The sequence below is a fragment of the Pseudomonas agarici genome, assembly GCF_001543125.1.
In the GTDB taxonomy this organism is placed as follows: Bacteria; Pseudomonadota; Gammaproteobacteria; order Pseudomonadales; family Pseudomonadaceae; genus Aquipseudomonas; species Aquipseudomonas agarici.
In genome coordinates this window covers 4,743,977-4,764,169 of the sequence record NZ_CP014135.1, presented here as the reverse complement: position 1 = coordinate 4,764,169, position 20,193 = coordinate 4,743,977, and the positions used below count along the sequence as shown (strand labels likewise).

6 protein-coding genes are annotated in these 20,193 nt (G+C 64.9%); all 6 read right to left on the bottom strand.

From position 1 onward, the window contains the following. Window positions 1–11 precede the first annotated feature (11 nt). Genes AWM79_RS20825 through AWM79_RS20800 form a run of 6 tightly spaced genes read right to left on the bottom strand, consistent with a single transcriptional unit; the run spans window position 12 to window position 20,172 of the window. Complete coding sequence (locus AWM79_RS20825; protein ID WP_060783692.1) at window positions 12–1,562, bottom strand: (2,3-dihydroxybenzoyl)adenylate synthase; 1,551 nt, start codon at window positions 1,560–1,562, stop codon at window positions 12–14. A 12-nt stretch (window positions 1,563–1,574) separates the two neighbouring features. Further along, window positions 1,575–2,339, bottom strand: a complete 765-nt coding sequence (locus AWM79_RS20820; protein WP_060783691.1) for a thioesterase II family protein — start codon at window positions 2,337–2,339, stop codon at window positions 1,575–1,577. Then, a complete protein-coding gene (locus AWM79_RS20815; RefSeq protein ID WP_017133636.1) occupies window positions 2,336–3,427 on the bottom strand; it encodes a thiazolinyl imide reductase in 1,092 nt (363 codons plus the stop codon). Before AWM79_RS20815 ends, AWM79_RS20820 begins: the two co-directional genes overlap by 4 nt. After that, complete coding sequence (locus AWM79_RS20810; RefSeq protein ID WP_060783690.1) at window positions 3,424–12,813, bottom strand: type I polyketide synthase; 9,390 nt, start codon at window positions 12,811–12,813, stop codon at window positions 3,424–3,426. The genes AWM79_RS20815 and AWM79_RS20810 overlap by 4 nt, the downstream gene beginning before the upstream one ends. Continuing rightward, window positions 12,800–14,026: an MFS transporter gene (locus AWM79_RS20805; RefSeq protein ID WP_060783689.1), complete on the bottom strand. Its 1,227-nt coding sequence runs from the start codon at window positions 14,024–14,026 to the stop codon at window positions 12,800–12,802. Before AWM79_RS20805 ends, AWM79_RS20810 begins: the two co-directional genes overlap by 14 nt. Beyond that, window positions 14,026–20,172, bottom strand: a complete 6,147-nt coding sequence (locus tag AWM79_RS20800; protein WP_060783688.1) for a non-ribosomal peptide synthetase — start codon at window positions 20,170–20,172, stop codon at window positions 14,026–14,028. Before AWM79_RS20800 ends, AWM79_RS20805 begins: the two co-directional genes overlap by 1 nt. Window positions 20,173–20,193: the final 21 nt, after the last annotated feature.

The following is a 20,193-nucleotide window of genomic DNA, read 5'->3' as shown; positions in this document are numbered from 1 at the left end:
GGCTCCTGCGGTTACTGGGCCAGAACGGCCAGTTGCTGTTTGTCGATCTTGCCCACGGCCGTCAGCGGCCAGGCCATCAGCCATTCGAACTGGTCGGGCAATTTGTCGTCACCCAGTCCGCCCTGGCGCAATTGCTCACGTAACACCTGCGCGGTGGCGGCGGGTTCGCCGAGGATGAACGCGCAGATGCGCTCCCCCAGCAGACTGTCGGGCACCGCGACCACCACGCAGGCTTCGACCTGAGGCAGGGCGTTGAGATGTGACTCGATCAGCGCAGCGGAGATTTTTTCGCCGCCCCGCTGGATCTGTTCCTTGATTCGACCCTCGACCACCAGATTGCCCTCGGGCGTCCAGCGTGCCAGGTCGCCGCTGCGGTAGAAGCCATCGACGGTGAAGGCCAGGGCGTTATGCTCGGCGGCGCGGTAATAGCCGTTGATGGTGTAGGGGCCACGGGTCAGCAGCTCGCCGACCTGACCGGGGGCAACCTCGCACAGGTCGGTATCTACCAGGCGCACTTGGTCTTCCGGCGACAGCGGGCGGCCCTGGGTATTGAGCACTACCTCCAGCGAATCGTCAGGACGTGTGAAGCAGAGCAGCCCTTCCGCCATGCCGAACACTTGTTGCAGGCGGCAGCCCAGGACATCCACCAGTTGCCGGGCCAGTCCAGGGTCGAGTCGCGAACCGCCCACTTGCAGCAGCTTGAGGCTCGATAGGTCGCTGTCTTCCCATTCACGGCCCAGTGCCCACAGTTGTGCCAACGGCGGCACCAACGCCACGTGGGTGACCCGTTCGCGCGCGATCAGCGGCATTGCCACGTCGCAACCGGCGCTCTCGGCGAGCACCACGCAGGCCCCGGCGGCCAACGTGCCTAGGATACCGGGGCAGGCCAGGGTGAAGTTGTGGGCGATGGGCAGCACCGCCAGGTACACGCTGTCCCGGTCGATTTCACATAGCTGCGCCGAATGCGTGAAGTTGTAGGCATAGTCCGCATGGCTGCGCGGGATCAGTTTCGGCGTGCCGGTGGTGCCACCCGACAGCAACAGCAGAGCGGTGTCTTGCGCGGCTACCGTCGGCAGCGGTGGGCACGCTGCATCCAGGCTGGACAATGCGGTAAAAGGCCCGGGCTCGCCGTCGACGATTACTTGGCGCAACGAGGGCTGATGCTGGGCAATCTCGCCGGCCATGGAGCGAAAGTCAAAGTCGCGAATGCGCTCGGGAATCAAGTAAGCCACCGGCTCGGCCAGTCTGCACAACGCTTCGATGTCCTGCGCGCGCTGGCTGGGCATGGCCAGCACCGGCAGGGCGCCCAGGCGCATCACGGCAAACAGCGCGCTGACTAACCCGACGCTATTGGGCAATTGCAGCATGACCCGGTCGCCAGCCTGGATACCCAGTGCGGCCAGGCCGCCGGCCAGGCGCGAGACACGCTGGTCGAGTTGTGTGTAGCTGATGCGCGATTCGCCAGCCACTAGCGCGACGCGGCTGCCATGGGCCTGTGCCCATCGTTCAAGGCGCTGGGGCAGCGTCAGGGAGAGAAAGGGCAATAAGGGTGAAGTCGGCATGGTCGATTCCCGTCAATAATGGAAAGGGCTGATGCTGTGTTCGATAAAACTCAGGACACGGGCGGCAAACGCGCGCGGGCGCTGGGTGAGGTAGAAGTGATCGCCGGCGACCTCGTGCTGCTGATAGTCGCCGTCCAGCCAATGCGACCAAGCCGCCACTTCCGTGGCGTCGGCCTCGGGGTCATGGCTGCCGTTGAGTAGCAGGGTGGGCGTGCGCAGGCGTGGACGCTGTGGTTCCAGCGGACGGTGGTAGCTCTCGGTGGCCTGGAAATCGGCGCGCAGCAATGGCATGAACAGTTGCAGCAGGGCACGGTCATCCAGCAGCGCCTGGCTGCAACCGCCAATCGCCACGAGTTGCTCGATAAAACCCGAGTCATCCAGGTGGCTGAGCAGGCGCCGCCCGCTTTGGTGCGGGGCATGACAGGCCGACAGCACCAGGCCGGCAGGCGGTGTGCCTGCCTGCTCCAGCAACAGGCAGGTTTCGAACGCCACTTGGGCGCCCATGCTGTGCCCACAGAGGATGAGCGGGTTGCGTTGCGACGCGCCCTGGACTTGAGCGGCGGCGGCCAGGCTTCTGGCCAGCGGGTCGACCTGTCGCAGGCAGGGTTCGTGCATGCGCTGATCACGGCCCGGATAGACCACCAGGGAGAGGTCCAGGCCCAGTCCCTCAAGACCACGCCAACCATGAAAGGCGCCGCCGCTGGCCCCGGCGAACGGACACAACAATAAATGGCCGGCAGCACCGTCGCCGCTCAAGTAGGGACGCAACATGCTCATGCCGCCTGGCTCCCGACGCGTAGTTGTGCGGCATCGATCAGTTGCGGCGGGGTGGCCGGACGCAGCTCGGCTGGGCCGGCACAACGCAGTACGTCCTGCCACAGACGAGCGAGAGCCAATTGATAGTGGTCGCTGAGCCCGGCCTCGACCGGCTCGCCTGTCAAATGACCGCGCACGCGTTGCAACAAGTGGCCCACCCCCGCCGGGCCTTCGATTTCCTGAGCGCTGCGCCAGTTGGCCGCGGCCGGATGCAAGGGTAGGGCCGTTGGCCGCTCCAGGTAAGCCGCCGCGCTGGCGTAGGCGGTTTGCCGGTTATCGGCATGAGAGTCGCTGTGCAACGTCGGCGTCCAGTTGACCGGCCCGTAGCTGGCATCCAGCGACAGGTAGCCGCTGGGCCAAGCCAGGCTCATCTGGTGCATGACGAGGCTGTGCAAGTCGGGATCGTCGGGGTTCATCCAGTTTTGCAGGCGCAACAGCACACGGCAGTCCGGCAGGTCCAGGGCCAGGGTGTGGAAGTGAGTATCACGGTCTACCAGGCTGACCTTGGCCTGTGCCGTCAACTCGCAACCCAAGGCTTGCAGCATCAGGTCCAGGCTCGAATACAGCAGTTGGCGGCTTGTGGTCAGTTGTGCAAGGCTGGGTGACTGGCCCGTGAGCAATTGCCGAACCCGGCGAGCGGTGTCGATCCAGCAACGCCCGGCCTCGGTATGCGGATAGAAGCTGTTGACCCGATACTGGCGCCCGAGGGAGATCGCCAATTGTTGATGTCGAGCGATCTCGTCCGGGTGCACCGGATGTTCCTGAATCACATGTAGTCCACGCTGTAGCAGGTTTTCGGTCAGTTGAGCACCGGCTCCGCCCACTACGCCGGAACGCACCACCACGCAAGCGAGGTCGAGGTCGGCGGGCAGTTGCGCCAGGTCGGTGTACAGCGGGACGCCGAATGCATTGGCCAGGGCGCGGGCCCGTGGGCTGCCGTTGGCCAGCAGGCCGGCCAGTTGCAGTCCGGGTTGTGTCACCAGGAAACTGTTGAGGTACCACTCGCCGAACTTGGCCCCGACCACCAGGACTTTCAATGGATGGGTCATGCTTGAGGCTCCTTATGAGGTGCGGCCAGCCAGGCCGTGATGCGGGCAACCGTGTGTGGCAGGTGATCGGGGTCCAGCAGCAACTGCCAGTGATCGCCGGTGAGGGTTTCGCGTTGGGCTTGCGAGGCCCAGTCTTGCCAGTCGTGTTCGGCGGGCAACCAGTGCGCCGGGCGTGTGGCCGCGCTTAGCCACAGGCAAGGCAGCTCCAGGGCGTGGGGCCGGGTATGTTGGCCGAGCAGGCGCATCAAATGTTCGATGCGCTGCAACCACTGATGCGCTTCGGCGGGCGATGGCTGGTTTTTCAGCACGGTGGCTTGAGTCGCGAGGGTCATGAATACCTCCAGTTGCCGCGCCTCGCTCAATTGCTCGAGGTCGGCGGGAAGCTCGATCTTTTTCGCGCCCTGGGCCATCAGCCGCAACAGGCTGCTGCGGTTGTCGACACGGAAATCCTCGCGGCAGACGGGGTCCAGCAGCACCAGGCGCACCCGTTCGCCCCTGGCATGCAGTTGCCGGGCTGCCGCTTCGGCGACAAAGCTGCCGTAGGACCAACCCAGCAGCACATAAGGCCCAGCGGGTTGTTGCCGGACAATGGCCTCGGCATAACGCGTCGCCAGTTCATTGAGTGAGTGTGCCTGCAGCGCGTTGGCGGCGTGCAGCCCGAACACCTGGCAATCCAATGCCTGAGCCAGGGACAGGTACGCACCGATCTCACCGTCGGAGGCGTGAAAGGCAAACACCTTGAGGTCATGCCGTCCACGGGCCAGGGCCAGCGGGTTATCGTCGACTGCGCCGGAGCTTGCCTCAAGCGTGGCGCAGAAGTCCTCCAGACGCGGGTTGTCGAACAGGTTGCGCAGGCTGCTGGCGGTGTAACCCAGGCGGTTGAGGCGGGCAATCATGCGCGTGGCGATCAGGCTGTCACCGCCTGTGTGGAAGAAGTCGCTGCTGACGTGTACCGGTTGACCGAGCAGTTCCTGCCACAGTGCCGCGACTGCCTCAAACAAGGCGGGAGCGGCTTGTACGGGCTGGCGAGGCGTGGCCGGTACTGCCGTTGTCGCGGGCCTGGCATCGTCGCCGAATTCCACGCGATTGAGCGCTAGCGGCCAGGGCGCGGACCAGCTCCGCACCTGTTCGTGCAAGGCTGGCAGGTCCAGCGGCGCGGGGTTTTCGGCCTGCGCCACGATCAAGTGTTGACGCATGTTGTCATCGGCCCGTTGCGGCCAATTCATCCGCCAGGTGAAACCCGCTGCCTGCAGCGCTTCCCGCCAGCGCCGCAAGTCGAGCATGGCTTTGTCGTCGTCAGCGCGAGCATCCTCGAAATGGCTGAGGTTTTCGATAAAGCCGATGCTTGCCAGTTGCAGCGCACTGTCACGCTCGGTGGCTTCCACCAGCAGCAGATGACCAGCAGGGCGCAGCAGGCTATGCAGACGCTTGAGGCTGCGGGGCACATGCACCACGTCGTGCAGCACGTTGACCGCGACGATCAGGTCATAGCCTGTTGGCGGGTGCTGGTTGAAGTCCACCGGTTGATTGAGGTCCAGCAGCGAGCAGCGCAGCTGCGGCCAGTTGGCAAAACGCTCCCGTGCCTGTTCCAGGAACAGGCTGGAGATGTCGGTAAAGCGATACTCCCGTAGATGAGTTTCCAGGGCCGGCAGCAGGTGCGCGGTGCTGGCGCCGGTTCCCGCGCCGACTTCCAGCACCCGCAGGTCGTTACGTTTGCCGGCGAGTTTTTTGGCCGTGAGCGCCAGGCTGCGATTGAGGCATTGCAACACTGGATTGTCGCTGTAAAAGGCGTTCACCACTGCATCGTTGTCGCCGAACAACAGGCCTAGGGCCGAGCGTTCGCCGCGTAGCAGCTCACCGTGCAACTCGATGCATGTGTCGAGGTAGCCCGCCAGAGTCTGGCTCCACGGTGCATCCGGTAGCGGCAGCGCTGCTGCGTCGGGCAACGGCTGTAGCGTGACGTAGCTCGTCCCCTCCAAGGCAACCCAGCCCTGCTGACAGAGCATCGTCAGCCACTGACCCAGCAATCCGCTGAATTGCGGTCGGGCGGCCAGGCGTGTCATTACCTGAAGCAGATCGTGGCGCTGCCCGGTCTGGGTGAACAGGCCGTGCTTGCGCAAAGTGAAGACGATGCCTTGGCGAGCGCGCTGTTCCAGAGCGTGCCAAGTCAGTTCGACCTCCGTGCGTTGTGGGTCATTCAGATCGGGCAGGGCGTCGACCACCAGTGCCGAGCCACCGTCCACCGGTTGCGGCGCGTGTGCCACGACCTGGGCAATCAGCTTGCGCTGCTGGTGGTCCACACTCACGTTGGCGCTATACACCCCGGGTGTCTGGCGCAAATGGGTTTCGAGTGCCTGCAAATCGACCGGCTCGCTGTCCAATTGCACCGACCAGTCCATACGGGGCAGCGCGGGCGGTTGGTCAAAGCCGGCGGGGTCATCCGCCAGTTGTTGCAGCCACTGACTGTAAGTGTGGAACAGGCGGTCGATCAGGCCGTCGGCCAGGACCTCCTCCATGCAGTACCAACTGAACACCAGTTCACCGTCGATCTCCATGACCTGGTGGTCAAGCCACACCTGTGGCGTCTGGGTGAAGACATGCACTGGATCGCCGAGGGTGGCGGTCATCGCCTGATCGATGGCCTGGCCGTCCAGTGACATGCCGAGCAGGCTGGTGAACACCACCGGCATGGCCGGTTGACGACCTTGGCCCTGACGCCTGCCGAGTTCGCGCAGCACCTCCACGCCGTTGACGGCGGTGTGGGCCAGGCGCTGCCAGAGGCGTGACTGGGTGGTCTGCATCACCTCACGCAAGCTGGCACCCCGGCCGAGCTGGAAGTCCATCAATAACACCGAGGTGAAGTCACCAATCAACTGTTGCACCTGTGGATGCACCGGGCGACGGTTGAAGTAGGTCAGGTTGAGGCTGAAGTCCGGGCGGCGGCTGACGCTCTCCAGGGTCTGGGCGAACAGCGCCAGTAGCGCCGCCGAAGCGGTCAGGCCCAGTTGTTGGCAGTGGCCCTTCAGGCGGCTCCAGCGCGGGGCTTGGAGGCTCGCCTGCAAGGTGCGAAAGCGCGGCGGGCCGCCCGCGGTGCCGGTCGCCATGGGCAATTGCGGGGCTGCCGGCAGGCGCTCCAGCGTGTCCATCCAGAAACGCCAGGATTGGCGCCAGGCCAGGGTGTCACGCTGGGCTTGCTCGGCCATCACGTAATCGCGGAACGTCAGTTGCAAGGGCGCCAGGTCTTGGCCGGCATAGGCTTTTGCCAGGTCATCCATCATCACCTTGAAGCTCTGGACATCGAACAGCAGCAAGTCGAGGTTCATGTGCAAGCGGCAATGCTCGCTGTCCAACTCACTGAGGCTGACTTCGAACAGGGGCCAGCGGTCGGCGGGCAGCACGCGATAGGACATGTCTTCACGAATCGCCAGCAGACGCTGTTGTCGGGCATCCGGGCTTAGTGCCCGCAAGTCGTGGCGTGGCAAGCGATACCATGGCGTCTGTTCGAGGATGCGTTGCCGACCGTCGCTGTCGACCACCATGCGCAGCATGTCGTGGCGCCGGATCAGCGCGTTCCATGCCTGCTCGAAGCGACCTGGATCGAAGCTGGCGTAGGCTTTGTCCCATTCAAACAACACATGGCAGGCGACGCCGCCGTATTCGATCAGGTCGGTACGGCCCAGCCAGTAGGCATGCTGAATCGGCGTCAGCGCGAAGGGCTCGAAACGCGCCCGTCGATCGAGGACGATCGTCGCTGGGCTCGCTATCGGTGCTGCGCCGGGCGCCTGGGTTAACAGCAGCGTGGTCAGCCCGTCGATGCTCAGATCCCGGTAGGCCTGCTCGGCATCCAGGCGAACGCCCAACTGGCGCTGGATGTCGCTGCTCAGTTCGAGAAACAGCAGCGAATCCAGGCCCAATTGCATCAGGTCCTGATTCAGCGCCAGGCCAGTCTCGGCACTCAGGCGCAGTTGCCGACGAATCGAAGTCTCGAGCCAGTGCTGCAGCACCGGACGGTCGGTGTCGTGGTCGCCGCTGAGCACCGGTGCTGACGGAACCTCGCGTGTAGGCGGCGTTTTAACTGAATCTGTGTGCGCCGACTCGTGCGTTTCGCGGGGGAACAGGCGTCGATGCGGATCGATGCGCGCAGGGTCGACGCGCATGGCCAGGTACCCCGGCGTGCCGCGCATGATCGCCTGTTCCAGGTGCCATAGACCTTCGTGGGTACTCAGCGTGAGCATGCCGGCCTGGGCCAGTTTGGCGTGCATGCCGTGCTCGGCGGCACGCCCGACTTCGCCCCAGGCGCCCCACGCCAGGCTGAGGGTGCGCAGGGGTTGGTCGACAGTGGCTTCGGCCAGACCATCCAAGTAAGCGCTGGCCAGGGCATGGGCGCCTTGACCGGGTGCGCCGAGGCTGGCGGCCGCCGAGGAATACAGCAGTAGGTAGCGACCCTGTTCGGCCAACGCTTCTTGCAACTGCGCCGCCGCCTGGCATTTGACCTGTAACAGCGGGCTCAAACGTGCGGACGACAGATTGACCAGCGGGGTATCGTCCAGCAGGCCAGCGCAATGAATCGCACCGCTGAGGGGCCTTTTCGCTCGCAAGGCTTCCAAGCTCCGCGCCAGGGCTTGCGAATCGCTGACATCGCAGGCAAACCAGCGCACCTCGCCGCTATGGGTGTGTTGCAACTGTTCGATCCAGGCGGCGCTGTCGGCCGAACAGCGCGGGGCGAGCAGGGCTATGTGTCGGGCTCCCTGGGCCGCCAGCCAGGCCGCGCTCAGGCGTCCCAACCCGCCGAACCCGCCGGTGACCAGATGCCAGCCGCCGTCGCTGAAGCTGTTTGCCGGCAATGCCGGCGCACTGTGGGTTTGTGGCACCAGGGTTTGTACCCAAGCCTGGCCGTCGCGTACCGCAATCCAGCGTTCGCCGCTACCGGCGGCGGCCATGCCGAGCGACAGCGTGGCCTGGTCATCGCCATCCAGGTCCATCACCGCCAGCGGGCGTTGCGGCTGCTCTGCGTTCGCCACCCGCAACAAGCCCCAAAGGGCGCGTTGCTCGGGTACCACGGGCGGGTCGCCGGGCAGCGCCCAGGCGTTACGGGTCACTACCAGCAAGGGTCGATCGTCGGGATCGGCCAGGGCCCGGATGATTTCATCGGCCATGCTCGTCAGCGTGCCGGGGGCAAGTTTCAGCACGCGGGTGCCGTCGGGTGAGGGGGCTGCGGCTCGGCTGAGTTCCAGCGGTTGCCAGTGCCAGGTGTAGTGCGTGTGGGGACAGGCCTGGCAAGCGGGCGTCGGGCCGCTGCTGTGTAACGGGTGCCATTGGCCCTCGGGGCCGCGTTGACGGAGGATTACCTGGGCGTCGCCGAGGACTGCGCCTCGCCATTCGATGCCGATGCTGTCCAGTGCCTCGGGCAGTGCCAGCGGATGGCTGAACCGTGGCGCCCGACGCGGCTCGCCATGCCGCGCCGCGAGAGTTGCGCAGACGGCATCCAGGCGTTGCTGCCAGCGTTGAGGGTTGCCTGCGCAATCGGACCAGTTCGCCTGATACAGGTGCGGACCCAGTTGCCGGCCAAGGATCGGCTCGCCGCTGTCGTGCCCGATGGCTTGCAGGGGGGCCTGGAGCGCAGCGCCAGTGCGGGCCAGCAGGATATGTTCGCTGATCCGCGCGGTGGCGCTGCCATCGTCGGGCAGCCAGTGCAGACGTTCGAAACCGCTGGCCTGGCATTGTTGGCGCCACTGCTCGGTGGACAGGAACAGCTCGCCGCCACGCGCCTGTTCATCGTACAGAGGCAGTACCAGCGGTCCGAATACGAAGTCGAACAGGCGCATGGGGCGGGTGATTTCCCGCATCAGCAAAGCGCCGCCGGGCTTGAGCAGCGGACGTAGGTTGCGCAGCGTCTGGCCGACATGCTGGGTGGCGTGGATCACGTTGGCGGCGACGATCAGGTCATAGTGCCCGGCCTGGAAGCCCTGATCGGTGGCCGGCTTTTGCAAGTCGAACTGGCGGTATTCGACGAAGGGAAACTCGGCGAATTTTTCTTCGGCGCGGCGGCTGAAAATCGCCGAAATGTCAGTGAAGCAATAATTCACCTGGGCCACGTCCTTGAGCACGGGCAGCAGCCAGGCGGTGGTGCCGCCGGTACCGCCGCCGACTTCCAGGATGCGCAACGGGCGAGCCTCGGCCTGTTGATGTTCACGCACCAGTCCCGCGACCACACCGGCGGCTATCTGATTGAAATAGCGCCCAAAGCTGAACTGCTGGTACAACACCTCGACGCCGCTGGACGCGCTTTGCGGGAAGATCACCGCCACCGGTTCAACCGTGCCGTTCATCATCGCGCACAACTGCTCGCCCGCCCGCTCCACGGTGTCGGCGATCACGTCCAGGCCTTCGCAGCAGGCCCGCAGGGTGTGCAGCAATGCCGTGCGCTCGGCCACCGGTACCGCGCGGGCGCTGTGATAGAGGCCGTGGTGGTGACGGTAGTAGCCGTCCTCCACGCAGGCGTTGAGCAAGCGCACCAACAGTTGTCGATAGCGCGGTAACAGGCGCCCGCCGCGCAGGATGTCGAGGGCGGTGACGCCGCGGTCGATGCCATCGCCAACACACTGGCGCACCATTTGGTCCACATACAACCCATGCAGTTGGGTCACGCAGGTGTACAAGCGCTCCAGGCGCGGCAAGTCGAGGTTGGCACCTTCGCGGACCGCCACTTCGCGCCCGCCCTGCAGCAGCCGATCCTCTTGGCTCGGTGAGGCAGAGCAGGGTGTGTCGCACCAGTAGCGTTGTTGATCGAACGTATACAGAGGGGCCTGGATGCGTTGCCCGTGGCTGGGTAGCAACTCACGCCATGGCAGGGTGACACCGGCGGCGAACAGCCGCAGCAGGCTGTCTTGCAGCACCCCTGGCGCCGGTTTATGGCGACGGGCGCTGGCTACCCAGCGCACCTGTGTTTTGGAGAGATGGCTGGCGATAGCTGTCAACGAGGCATCGGCGCCCAACTCCAATCCCAGGCTGATGTCGCTGCGCAGTGCCTGTTCCAGGGCCTGGTGGAATCGTACCGGTTCGCGCAGGTGGCGGCGCCAATAGAGACCGCTGTCCAGCTCGGCGTGGGTCAGCGCTTGGCCGCTGAGAGTGGAGATCAGCGGGATGTTGCCTGGGCGTGCGCGCAAGGCCGAGCTGGCCTGTTGGAACTCATCGAGAATCGGATCAAGCAGCCGCGAATGCGCGGCGCCGGCGATATTCAGGCGGTGGCAACGAATCCGTAGCGTTTGCAGTACCAGGGCCAGCGCATCGATGCCCGAGCGCGTGCCACACGCCACCAGTTGCCGCTGACCGTTGTACACCGCGATTTCCACGCCATGCTGGTCGGCCAGGGGGGCCAGTTGCGCTGCATCGCAGAACACCGCGAGCATCGCGCCTTCTGCGGCGCACTGGTGCATCAGGCGGCCACGGCTGATGACCAGCGGCAGCACGTCTTCCAGGCGGTAAATACCGGCGATCACGGCGGCGGCATATTCTCCTACCGAGTGCCCGATCAACCAGTCCGGCGTCAGCCCGAGTGCGCGCCAATGGGCGGCCATGGCTACCGCGTGGGCGACAATGGCGGGTTGCGCGTAGTCCATGCGATCGATCAGGCCGGCGTGCTCGCCGAACATCACCGCTTTGAGCGGGAGCTGCAAATGCGCGGCGCACACGGCGAAGCTGCGGTCCAGGCTTTGGGTGAAGGCCTCGGATTGGCCATACAGGCTCTGACCCATGCCGGCCCACTGGCTGCCCTGGCCGCTGCAGAGCCACAATTGGCCGCCTGGGCCGGCCTGGCCGTCATACAGCAAGGCGTCATGGTTGCCCTGGGCAAATGCCTGCAACGCCTGCGCGGTTTCTTCATGCAGGGCTACCGCCAGGCGGTGGGGTAAGTCCAACTGGCGGGCGTGCAGCGCGGTATGCACGAGGTTGGCCGGCGCTTCGCTGTTGGCAAGTGCTTGTGCATAGTGTCCGGCCAGTTGCTGCAGCGAAGTGCGGCTGGCGGCACTGAGCAGCAACGCGTTGGCCTGCGCCTCGGCTGTTTCGGCACGCAAGGTATCAGGCAGGGCTTCGACGATCACGTGGCAGTTGGTGCCGCCAATGCCGAACGAGGACACACCGGCCCGGCGCGGGCCGTGTGGCCAGTCCTGCACCTGCACCGGTACATAAAACGGACTGTGTTCAAGTTTCAGCGCCGGGTTGGCCCGCTCAAAGTGCAAGCTGGGCGGAATACGCCCGTGGCTGACCGCCAACACCGTTTTGATCAGGCTGGCAATGCCGGCGGCAGTGTCCAAGTGGCCGAGATTGCCCTTGACCGAGCCCAGTGCGCAACCGGCAATATCGGCGCGGGTGGCGAACACCTCCCGCAGCGCCTGCACTTCAATGGGATCGCCCAACGGCGTCGCGGTACCGTGGGCTTCGAGCATGCCGATACTGGCGCAGTCGATATCCGCCAGCTGCAGGGCATCGCTGATCACCTCGCGCTGGCCGATGATCGACGGTGCGCTGTAACCGACCTTGTGCTGCCCGTCATTGTTGATCGCACTGGCACGCAGCACCGCCAACACCGGGTCACCGTCACGCAGGGCGTCTTCCAGGCGGCGCAGGGTCACCGCGCCGACGCCATTGCCGGCGAAGGTGCCTTGAGCGCCGGCATCGAACGGGCGGCAGCGACCGTCGGGAGAAAAAATCATGCCCGGCTGATACCGGTAGCCGGCCTGTTGCGGGAACGATACCGCCACCCCGCCGGCCACGGCCATGCCGCACTCACCACTGCGCAGGCTTTCGCAGGCCATATGCACCGCCACCAGGGAGCTGGAGCAGGCGGTCTGCACCGTGATGGCCGGGCCGCGCAGGTTGAGCTTGTAAGCGGCACGGGTGGCCAGGTAATCCTTGTCGTTACCCATCAGCGCTTGCAGGCCCCTGACCTGGGCCACCTCGGTGACGCGGATCTGCTCACGCGCCGGGTAGGTACTCATGCGGGCAGAGGCGAACACGCCGGTCTTGTGGGGCACCTCACGGGGCGCGAAGCCTGCGTGCTCCAGAGCGTGCCAGACGGTTTGCAGGAACAGCCGTTGTTGGGGGTCGATGGACTCGGCCTCCTGGCGCGAATAGCCGAACAGGGTGGCGTCGAACTGGTCGGCGGCGTCGATCACCGCCGCCACGTTGACGAAGTCCGGATGGTCGATCAATGCCGGTTCCAGGCCGGCGGCCAACAGTTCCTCACGGCTGAAACGGCGGTTGCACTCGCGGCCGGCCAGCAGGTTCTGCCAGTATTCGTTACTGTCGCGGGCGCCGGGAAAACGGCAGGCCAGGCCGATCACCGCGATGGGTTCGCTGGCGCCATAGAGCGCTTCAAGGCTGTGCATGCATGACCTCATGGGTAGATGGGGAAGACGGAGTCGCGGGCAGGTTGCGCTGCAGGCGCAGACGCAAACGCCAGGCGGGCCAGAGGCAGACACAGGCGATCAGCGCCAGGCCGCCGAGCAAGATGGGATAGCCCAGGCGATAGGCAACCTGTAGCGCCGCCATCGAAGCGAGCATCGCCACGGCGGCGTCCACCGATTGCAGCAGGGCATAGTCCGAGGCAGGCTGATGAGGACGAACCACGCCCATCAGCAGGTTGTAGAGCGTGACGAAACTGATCGCGGCGGCCACGTTGACCACAGCGAACAAGGCCAACCAGATAGGTAAGTCATACACCCGCGCGCCCAAGGCAGCGGCCACGGCGATCAGTGCGTGCAGGACCATGGCCGGTAGCAGGCAGCGCCAGGCGCCGAAGCGCTTGGCCATCCAGCCCCCGAGCACTACGCCGAGGGCACTGGCCAGGGTGTTGTACAGCGTGGAGGCCAGCCCCAGGTCAGCCAGGCTCAGTCCCTGGTCCAGCAGCAGCACGGTTTGCACCGCCATCAGGCCGCGCATGGCCAGGTAGTAAATCGCGGTGAGGCACAATGCCGGCCACAGCGCGGTAATACTGCCGTAATCCAGGCGCGGTTGTTCGACAGCAGCGGAGTTGGTTTGCTGAACCGGTAACCACGCCACTGGCAATAGCAACAACACCGACACCCAGGCCATGCCGATAAAGCCGGCTCGCCAGCCCCAGTGTTCGGCCAGGAACAGGAACACGAAGGAGCCGAAGACAATCCCCAGGTAACTGCCGCCGACCTGGGCGGTATTGGCGAACGGGCGACTTTCGGCGTCACAGGTGGTGATGGTGATGCCATCGGCGTAGATATCGTGGCTGGCGGACAGCAACGCCAGCAGCATCAGCCCTGCCAGGATCGGATAGATCGAATGCTCGGGGGCCAAGGCACTGAGCAGCAACAGCAGCGCGGCCATGCTCAGTTGCAAGATAACCAGGCTGCCCAGGTAGCGATTGCCGCGCAGGGCAATGCTGTGACGTTCGCACCAGGGCGCCCATAGGAACTTGCCGATCCATGGCAAAAATGTCAGCGACAACAAGCTCAGGCTGGCCAGATCCAGGCCCTGGTGGCGGAAATAACCCACCACCCCTTGCAGCATGAGAGCGGTGAGCATGCCTTGATGCAGGTAGTAGCACCAATAAGGCAGATAGCGCATCATCAAACACCTCCGATGCGACGCAAGCGTCGACTGTTGCGTTGTTCAAGCCGGCTTTGCCGATCCGTTAGTGGCCTGTTCACGGGCGCGGCGCCAGGGCGCAAGTGCACGGCCAGCGCGTGGGCGTTGGGGTAGCCGAACACATCGGTGACCAGCAGATGGGGGAATCCCGACTGCGTCAGGCGAATATGCAGTTGCACCAGCTTCAGCGAGCTGGCGCCCGCCTCGAAAAAGTTTTGCCGGCTATCGCCTAGCTTCAGTCCGACGACCTCGCTAAACGCCCGGCGGATCAGCTCCACGGTCTGCTCGCAGGCCTGGGCGGCAGGCGCGCATGGCGTAGGCTGCGGCGTGACGAGCCGCAGAGGCGCTGGCGCGCTGGCGTTAAGCGGCACCAGTTGCGCCAGGGGCATGGCCCAGGCGTGGGGCTGGTCGGCCAACTGGCGCAACAGCGCGACGTACTGGTCGAACATGCCGTGCAGGGTCTGTGGATCGAACAGTGCCTCGACGGCGTCCCAGTTCAGGCACAGGTCGCCTTCTGATTCGTAGACCTGATGGTCGAGCCAGATCTGCGGGGTCTGGGAAATCCCCCAGACCGGCTTGAGCCACGACGATTGCGCCATGAAGCGGCCATTGTCGAACCCCAGTGCGCTGGTAAACACCACCGGCATCTGAGCCGCGGCCAAGCCCTGGCGGCTGGCCAGTTCGCGCATGACACGAATAGCCGAGTGGTCACGGTGCGCCAAGTCACGCCACAGCCGTTGTTGCAGGCGTTGAGCGCTGTCCAGCCAGGTTCCAACGGGTTGCCAGGCCAGCAACAGCAACGAGGTGAAGTCGCCCAGCACCCGATCGATATGTGGGTGCAGGGGTTGGCGGTCGAACAGTGTCAGGTTGAGGGTGAGTTCGCGCTCGCGGCTCCAGGCGGACAACACTGCACAGAACGCGCTGAGCAACAGGCCGGACGGGGTTAACTGATGTTGGTGGGCGTTGGTTTGCAACGCTTCCCACTGGCGGGCGGGAAGGCGTTCGGCCAGCCGCACGAAACGAGGCACGCCGATGTCGGCAGGGTCCCGACGCAACGGCAGTTGGGGGGCTGGCGGTAGCGTGTCGAGGCGACGCTGCCAATAGGCCTGGGCGTTGGCGCTCGGTGGCTGGCTGGCGCGCAGGCACTGGTAGTCGCGAAAGCCAATGGCGATTTCTTCCAGCGCGCGCTCGGGCTGTTCATAGAGCAATTCCAGTTCCGCCAGGAGGATTTGCATGCTCATGCCGTCGAGCAGCAGGTTGTCGAGGCTGATGAACACCCGGCTGTGCTGGCTCGCATCTTCGGCAATCTGTACATCGAACAGTGGCCAACGCGCAGGGTCGAGTACTTGATGCGACAGGCGCTCGCGTAGCGCCAGGGTTTCGCTGGCGTCCAGTGCGCTGACCCGATGGCGATAGGGGCTAAACGCCGGCACCTTTTCCAGTACCTGCAGGCAACCGTCGCGGACTACCGCGCGCAGCATGTCGTGACGTTCGATCAAGCGCCGCCAGGCCGCTTCCAGGCGCGCTAGGTCGAGGTCTTCGACGTTAAACTCGACAAAGAAATGCGCGCCCACGCCACCCAACACAAAACCTGGACGACGACCTACCCAATATGCCTGCTGCACATCGCTGAGGGCGAACGGCTGGTAGCGGGCTGCCGGGTCGTGGTGCAACTCCAGGCCCGGCGCCTGGTCGTCGGCAACCAGGGTAGCGGCGAAGGCGCTCAGGGTGGGGAAATTGAACAGATCGTCGAGACGTGCGCGATAGCCTTGTTTGGCCAGCTCGCCGATCATGCGTGTGGCCAGCAGGCTGTCGCCGCCCAGTTGGAAAAACTGGCTGTGGCGGTGTATTGGCGAGGTTTGCAGCAACTGTTGCCAGAGGCTGGCGAGCCGTTGTTCGGTAGCGCCTTGGGCGGCCTGCTCTGCGTGGCTGAGCACAGCAGGTTTGGACAGGCGCGAGAGGGCTTGATGGTCCACCTTGCCATTGGCGGTGAGGGGCAGAGCGTCGAGGAAGTACAGACGCTGGGGCACCATGTAGCCGGGCAGTTGGTTGGCCAGGGCCTGGTCAAGCTTGGCAGGGTCGGGACGCTGGGGCTGTTCGGCTGCGCGTAGGACCAGGCGTTGCACATCGCCCAGCACACTGGCCTGGCACGGACGCAGACCGGCGTCGCTCAGCAGCTGCCGCCAATGCTCGAGGCTTCGCAGTTGTTGCGCGGCCTCCTGGCGTTCATCCAACAAATCGCTGCTGACCAACGCCAGAGCGCCGGCTTGCGCCAGTTCCAACACGCACACCGCCGCGCCCGGCGCGCACAACGCCAGCCAGTTTGACAGCGCGGCCTGGGGTTGCTGCAGACGATGCAGCGCATTGTTGATCAGCAACACATCGGCGCTATACAGCAAGGCCGAGTGATCGTCGTAGTGATCGCGCAGCGCTGTGCCATGGGCGAAGCCGGACAGGCGCTCGCGGGCCTTGAGCACCATGGCCAGGGAAGCATCGAGAGCGGTGTACTGCAGCTGCGAGGGATCCAACCGTTGCAGCCATTGCGCGCCGACCAAGGCACTGCGTGCGCCGACCTCGATCAGGCGCACGGGGCGTTGCAACTGTTGACTCAGGCAGGCGAGATGGCGGCCCAGTTGTTCCAGGGTTTCACGGTTGCCCGGGCTTTGCAGCAACAGGTGCTCCGGCGACCAGTAGGGGTGATCGAGCAAGGTGAGCGCATCACGCTGGCCGCAAAGGATGTCGCGCAAGCCGTCATGGTGTGCGCTCAGCGCCTCGCTCAGAGCATAGTGCTGCGTGTCGATTGGGGCCCTGTCGATTGTCGAGACCCGTTGCCATTGGCCCGCTTCGTTGCTGTGCAGGACACCTTGCGCACCCAGCCAGGCCAGCCAACGGCCCAATAGCGGGCGCCAATCGGCGGCACAACCGTAGTGCTGCATGAGCGTGTCGAGATCGGTGGGAGTGCTCAGCGTGACATGGTTGAGCGCCAGGTGTTGCAGCAGGAAATCCACCAACGGCGTGTTGTCCGCCGGGGCCGGACTGACGCCGTTCGATGCCAGCCAGTCGGGGTAATCGGCGGGCGTGCGCGGATCCATCGGTACCGGGCCGTAGAGGCTGGCACCCTGGGGCACCACGAACGCCACCAGGCTTTTTTCGCGCTCTCCCAGGGCCAGGCTGATAGCGCTCTTGACCCCCTCGATGCGATTGAGCGCGGCGTCGATCTCGCCCAACTCAATGCGGTAGCCGCCGATCTTGACCTGCTTGTCGCGTCTGCCCAGAAATTCCAGCGTGCCATCGGGCCAGTAACAGCCCAGATCGCCGGTGCGATACCAGCGTTGCGCCTGCACCTCGACAAACTGGCGGGCACTGCGTTCGCTGTCGTTGAAATAGCCCTTGGCTACGCCGGCACCGCCAATCCACAGTTCGCCCGCCACCCAGTCGGGGCAGTCGCGACCCAGCTCGTCCATGACCCGATAGCACTGGTTGGCCAGCGGCTGGCCATAGGGAATGGAGCGCCAATGGGGTTCGACCCGCGTCACCGTGTAGGTGTTGGACCAGATAGCCGCCTCCGTTGCCCCGCCCATGGCGATGAACTGCCCGTCGGCACGGTAGGCGTGATAACGGCCAGGCAAGTCGAGGCCGATCCAATCGCCGGACAGTATTACCACTCGCAGTGACGCCGGTGCCGGCAGCTCGAAGCCTTCGCTGTAGGTGAGCAGCATGTCGAACAGAGCGGGCACGCTGTTCCACAGGCTGATGCGATGGCGCACGATCAATTCGCACCACACCGATGGGTCGCGCCGTTGTGGTTCCTCGATCAGGACCACCGAAGCGCCTGCGCCGAGCACGCCGAAAATGTCATACACCGACAGGTCGAAGTGCAGCGCCGACAAAGCCAGCACCCGGTCCCGTGGCGTGACATGGTGGCGCCGGCTGATGTCCACGCAGGTGTTGAGCGCGCTCTGGTGGCTGATCACCACGCCCTTGGGCTCACCGGTGGAACCGGAGGTGTAGATGATGTACGCCGGTTGCTGGGGATCGACCGATACCGGTGAGAGCAGCGGATCGGCGAGTATCGCCTGTTGCCAGTCCAGACGCGGCTGCACCTCGGCTTCGACAGGTTCATCGGCGCTGGTGATGACGCATTTGACCTCGGCACCGCGGTAGATCCCCAGGCGTCGCGCCAGCGGCTGATCCGGTGGCACGGGTACGTAGATCGCGCCGGCCTGGAGGGTGCCCAGTACGGCAATGACTTGGCCGATGCCCTTGAGCAGGCTGACCGCAACGGTGTCACCGGGGCCGACGCCCAAGCCCTGCAATGCGCCCGCGAGGCGGTTGGCCTGGTCGGCGAGACGAGCGAAGCTCAATTGCCGTGGGCCCTGGATCAGCGCGATGGCGTCGGGTGAGCGTTGGGCCTGGGCGAATATGCCCTCATGGAGCAGGCCGCCTGGCTGCGGTTGTGCGGTGGCGTTGACCTGTCGGCGCACCTCGCGCTGGGCCAACGGCATCAGCTCTGGCAGCGGGCGCGCCCAGCACCGTGGATCGTCGACCAGTGCCAGTACCTGTTCCAGGTAAACCTCGAATAGGGTGTCAGTGAGGCCGGCGGGAAACAGTTGGGCGTTGCTGTCCCATTGCAGGATGATCTGATCGTGATGCTCGAACGCCAGGTGGTCGATCCACACCTGGGGCGTCTGGGAAATGCCCCAGGCCGGTTCACCCAGAGTGTCGGCGGTGGCCTCGCCATACAAGGGGCGCCCCAGGTTACTGGTGAACACGATCGGCGCGCCGTGGGGGTGGCGCTGGTGTTTTTTCAGTTCGCGCAACACGTGCACGCCGGACCAGGCGCTGTGTTCGTAGACCTCGGCGAAGCTGCGCTGATTGGCCAGGGCCAACTCCGCGAAGGTTGGCCCGCTGCAATGCACGGGCAACGGCAGGATATTGGTGAAGTCGGCAATCATCCCGGCCACCGCCGGATGCAGGGGCTGGCGATCAAACAGGGTGAGGTTGAGCAACAGCCGCTGTTGCCCGCTCCAGCGGCCAAGTACGGCGCTGAACAACGTGGCCAGGGCCATGGTCGGCGTCACCCCGTGTTGGCCGGCATGCTCTTTGAACCGTTGCCACTGGCGGGCATTCAGTTGCCCGCGTCGACGGCTGATGCGCACCTGTTCGATGCGTTCGGGCTCCTGGGCCAGGGGCAGTTGCGGAGCCAGGGGCAACGACTCCAGGCGCGCCAGCCACCAGGCTTGGGCCTGTTCGATACGGGGTTGCTCGTGACCCTGCAACTGGGCCAGGTAAGCGCAAAAGTCATAATCGCCGGGCGTCGGTGGTAGCGGTTGGCGAGCGATCAGGGCGATCAGTTCTTCAAACAGTTGGTTGAAGCTGGCCGCATCGGCCACCAGCAGGTCGATGTTGACCAGCAAGCGATGGCGGCCTTCAGGCAGCAGGCACAATTGGAAGTCGAAGGTTTCACCGTCTTCGACCCGCAGGCGACGGTGCCCCAGTTGCTCGCGCAGGTGCAGCAGGCATTGTTCGCGAGCGGTCTCTTCGTACCGGCGCAGGTCGTGAACCTTGAGGCCCGGCCAACTGGATTGCGCCTGCCATTGCTGGCTGCCGTTGGCCAAGAAGCGTGTCTTGAGCATGGGGTGGCGCTCGATCAGTTGCTCGATGGCCGGCTCCAGGGCCTGAGGCGTCAGGCCCTGGCCGTCGAACTCCTGATAGAGGTGGCAGCCCACGCCGCCCAAGGGCTGTTCACTGGAACGCCCGACAAAATAGGCGTGTTGTACCGCCGTCAGCGGAAAGGGCTGGCCGTCGCTCATGCGTGGCAGCGGTTGCGCCGCGAGAGGGGCTTGGGGCGCGGGCGCAGGCTCCTGCAACAGGGCGCACCAACCTTGCAGCGTCGATTGCTCGTAGAGTTGGCTCAGGGTCACGTTGCACCCTTGGCGGCGCAAACGGTTGAGCCAGGCCATCAGGTGCATCGAGTCCAGGCCCAGGCGCAACAGGTTGGCGTCGAGGGGAAGCTGTTCGACAGTCAGGCCCAGTTGTCGGGCCACGGCTTCGACCAATGCTGTCGGGGTGAGCTTCGTGGTGGCAGTGGGGTTTGCCGTCGAGGCTGTTCTGGTCGATGTGTACATGGTGAGACTCCATCCAGACAA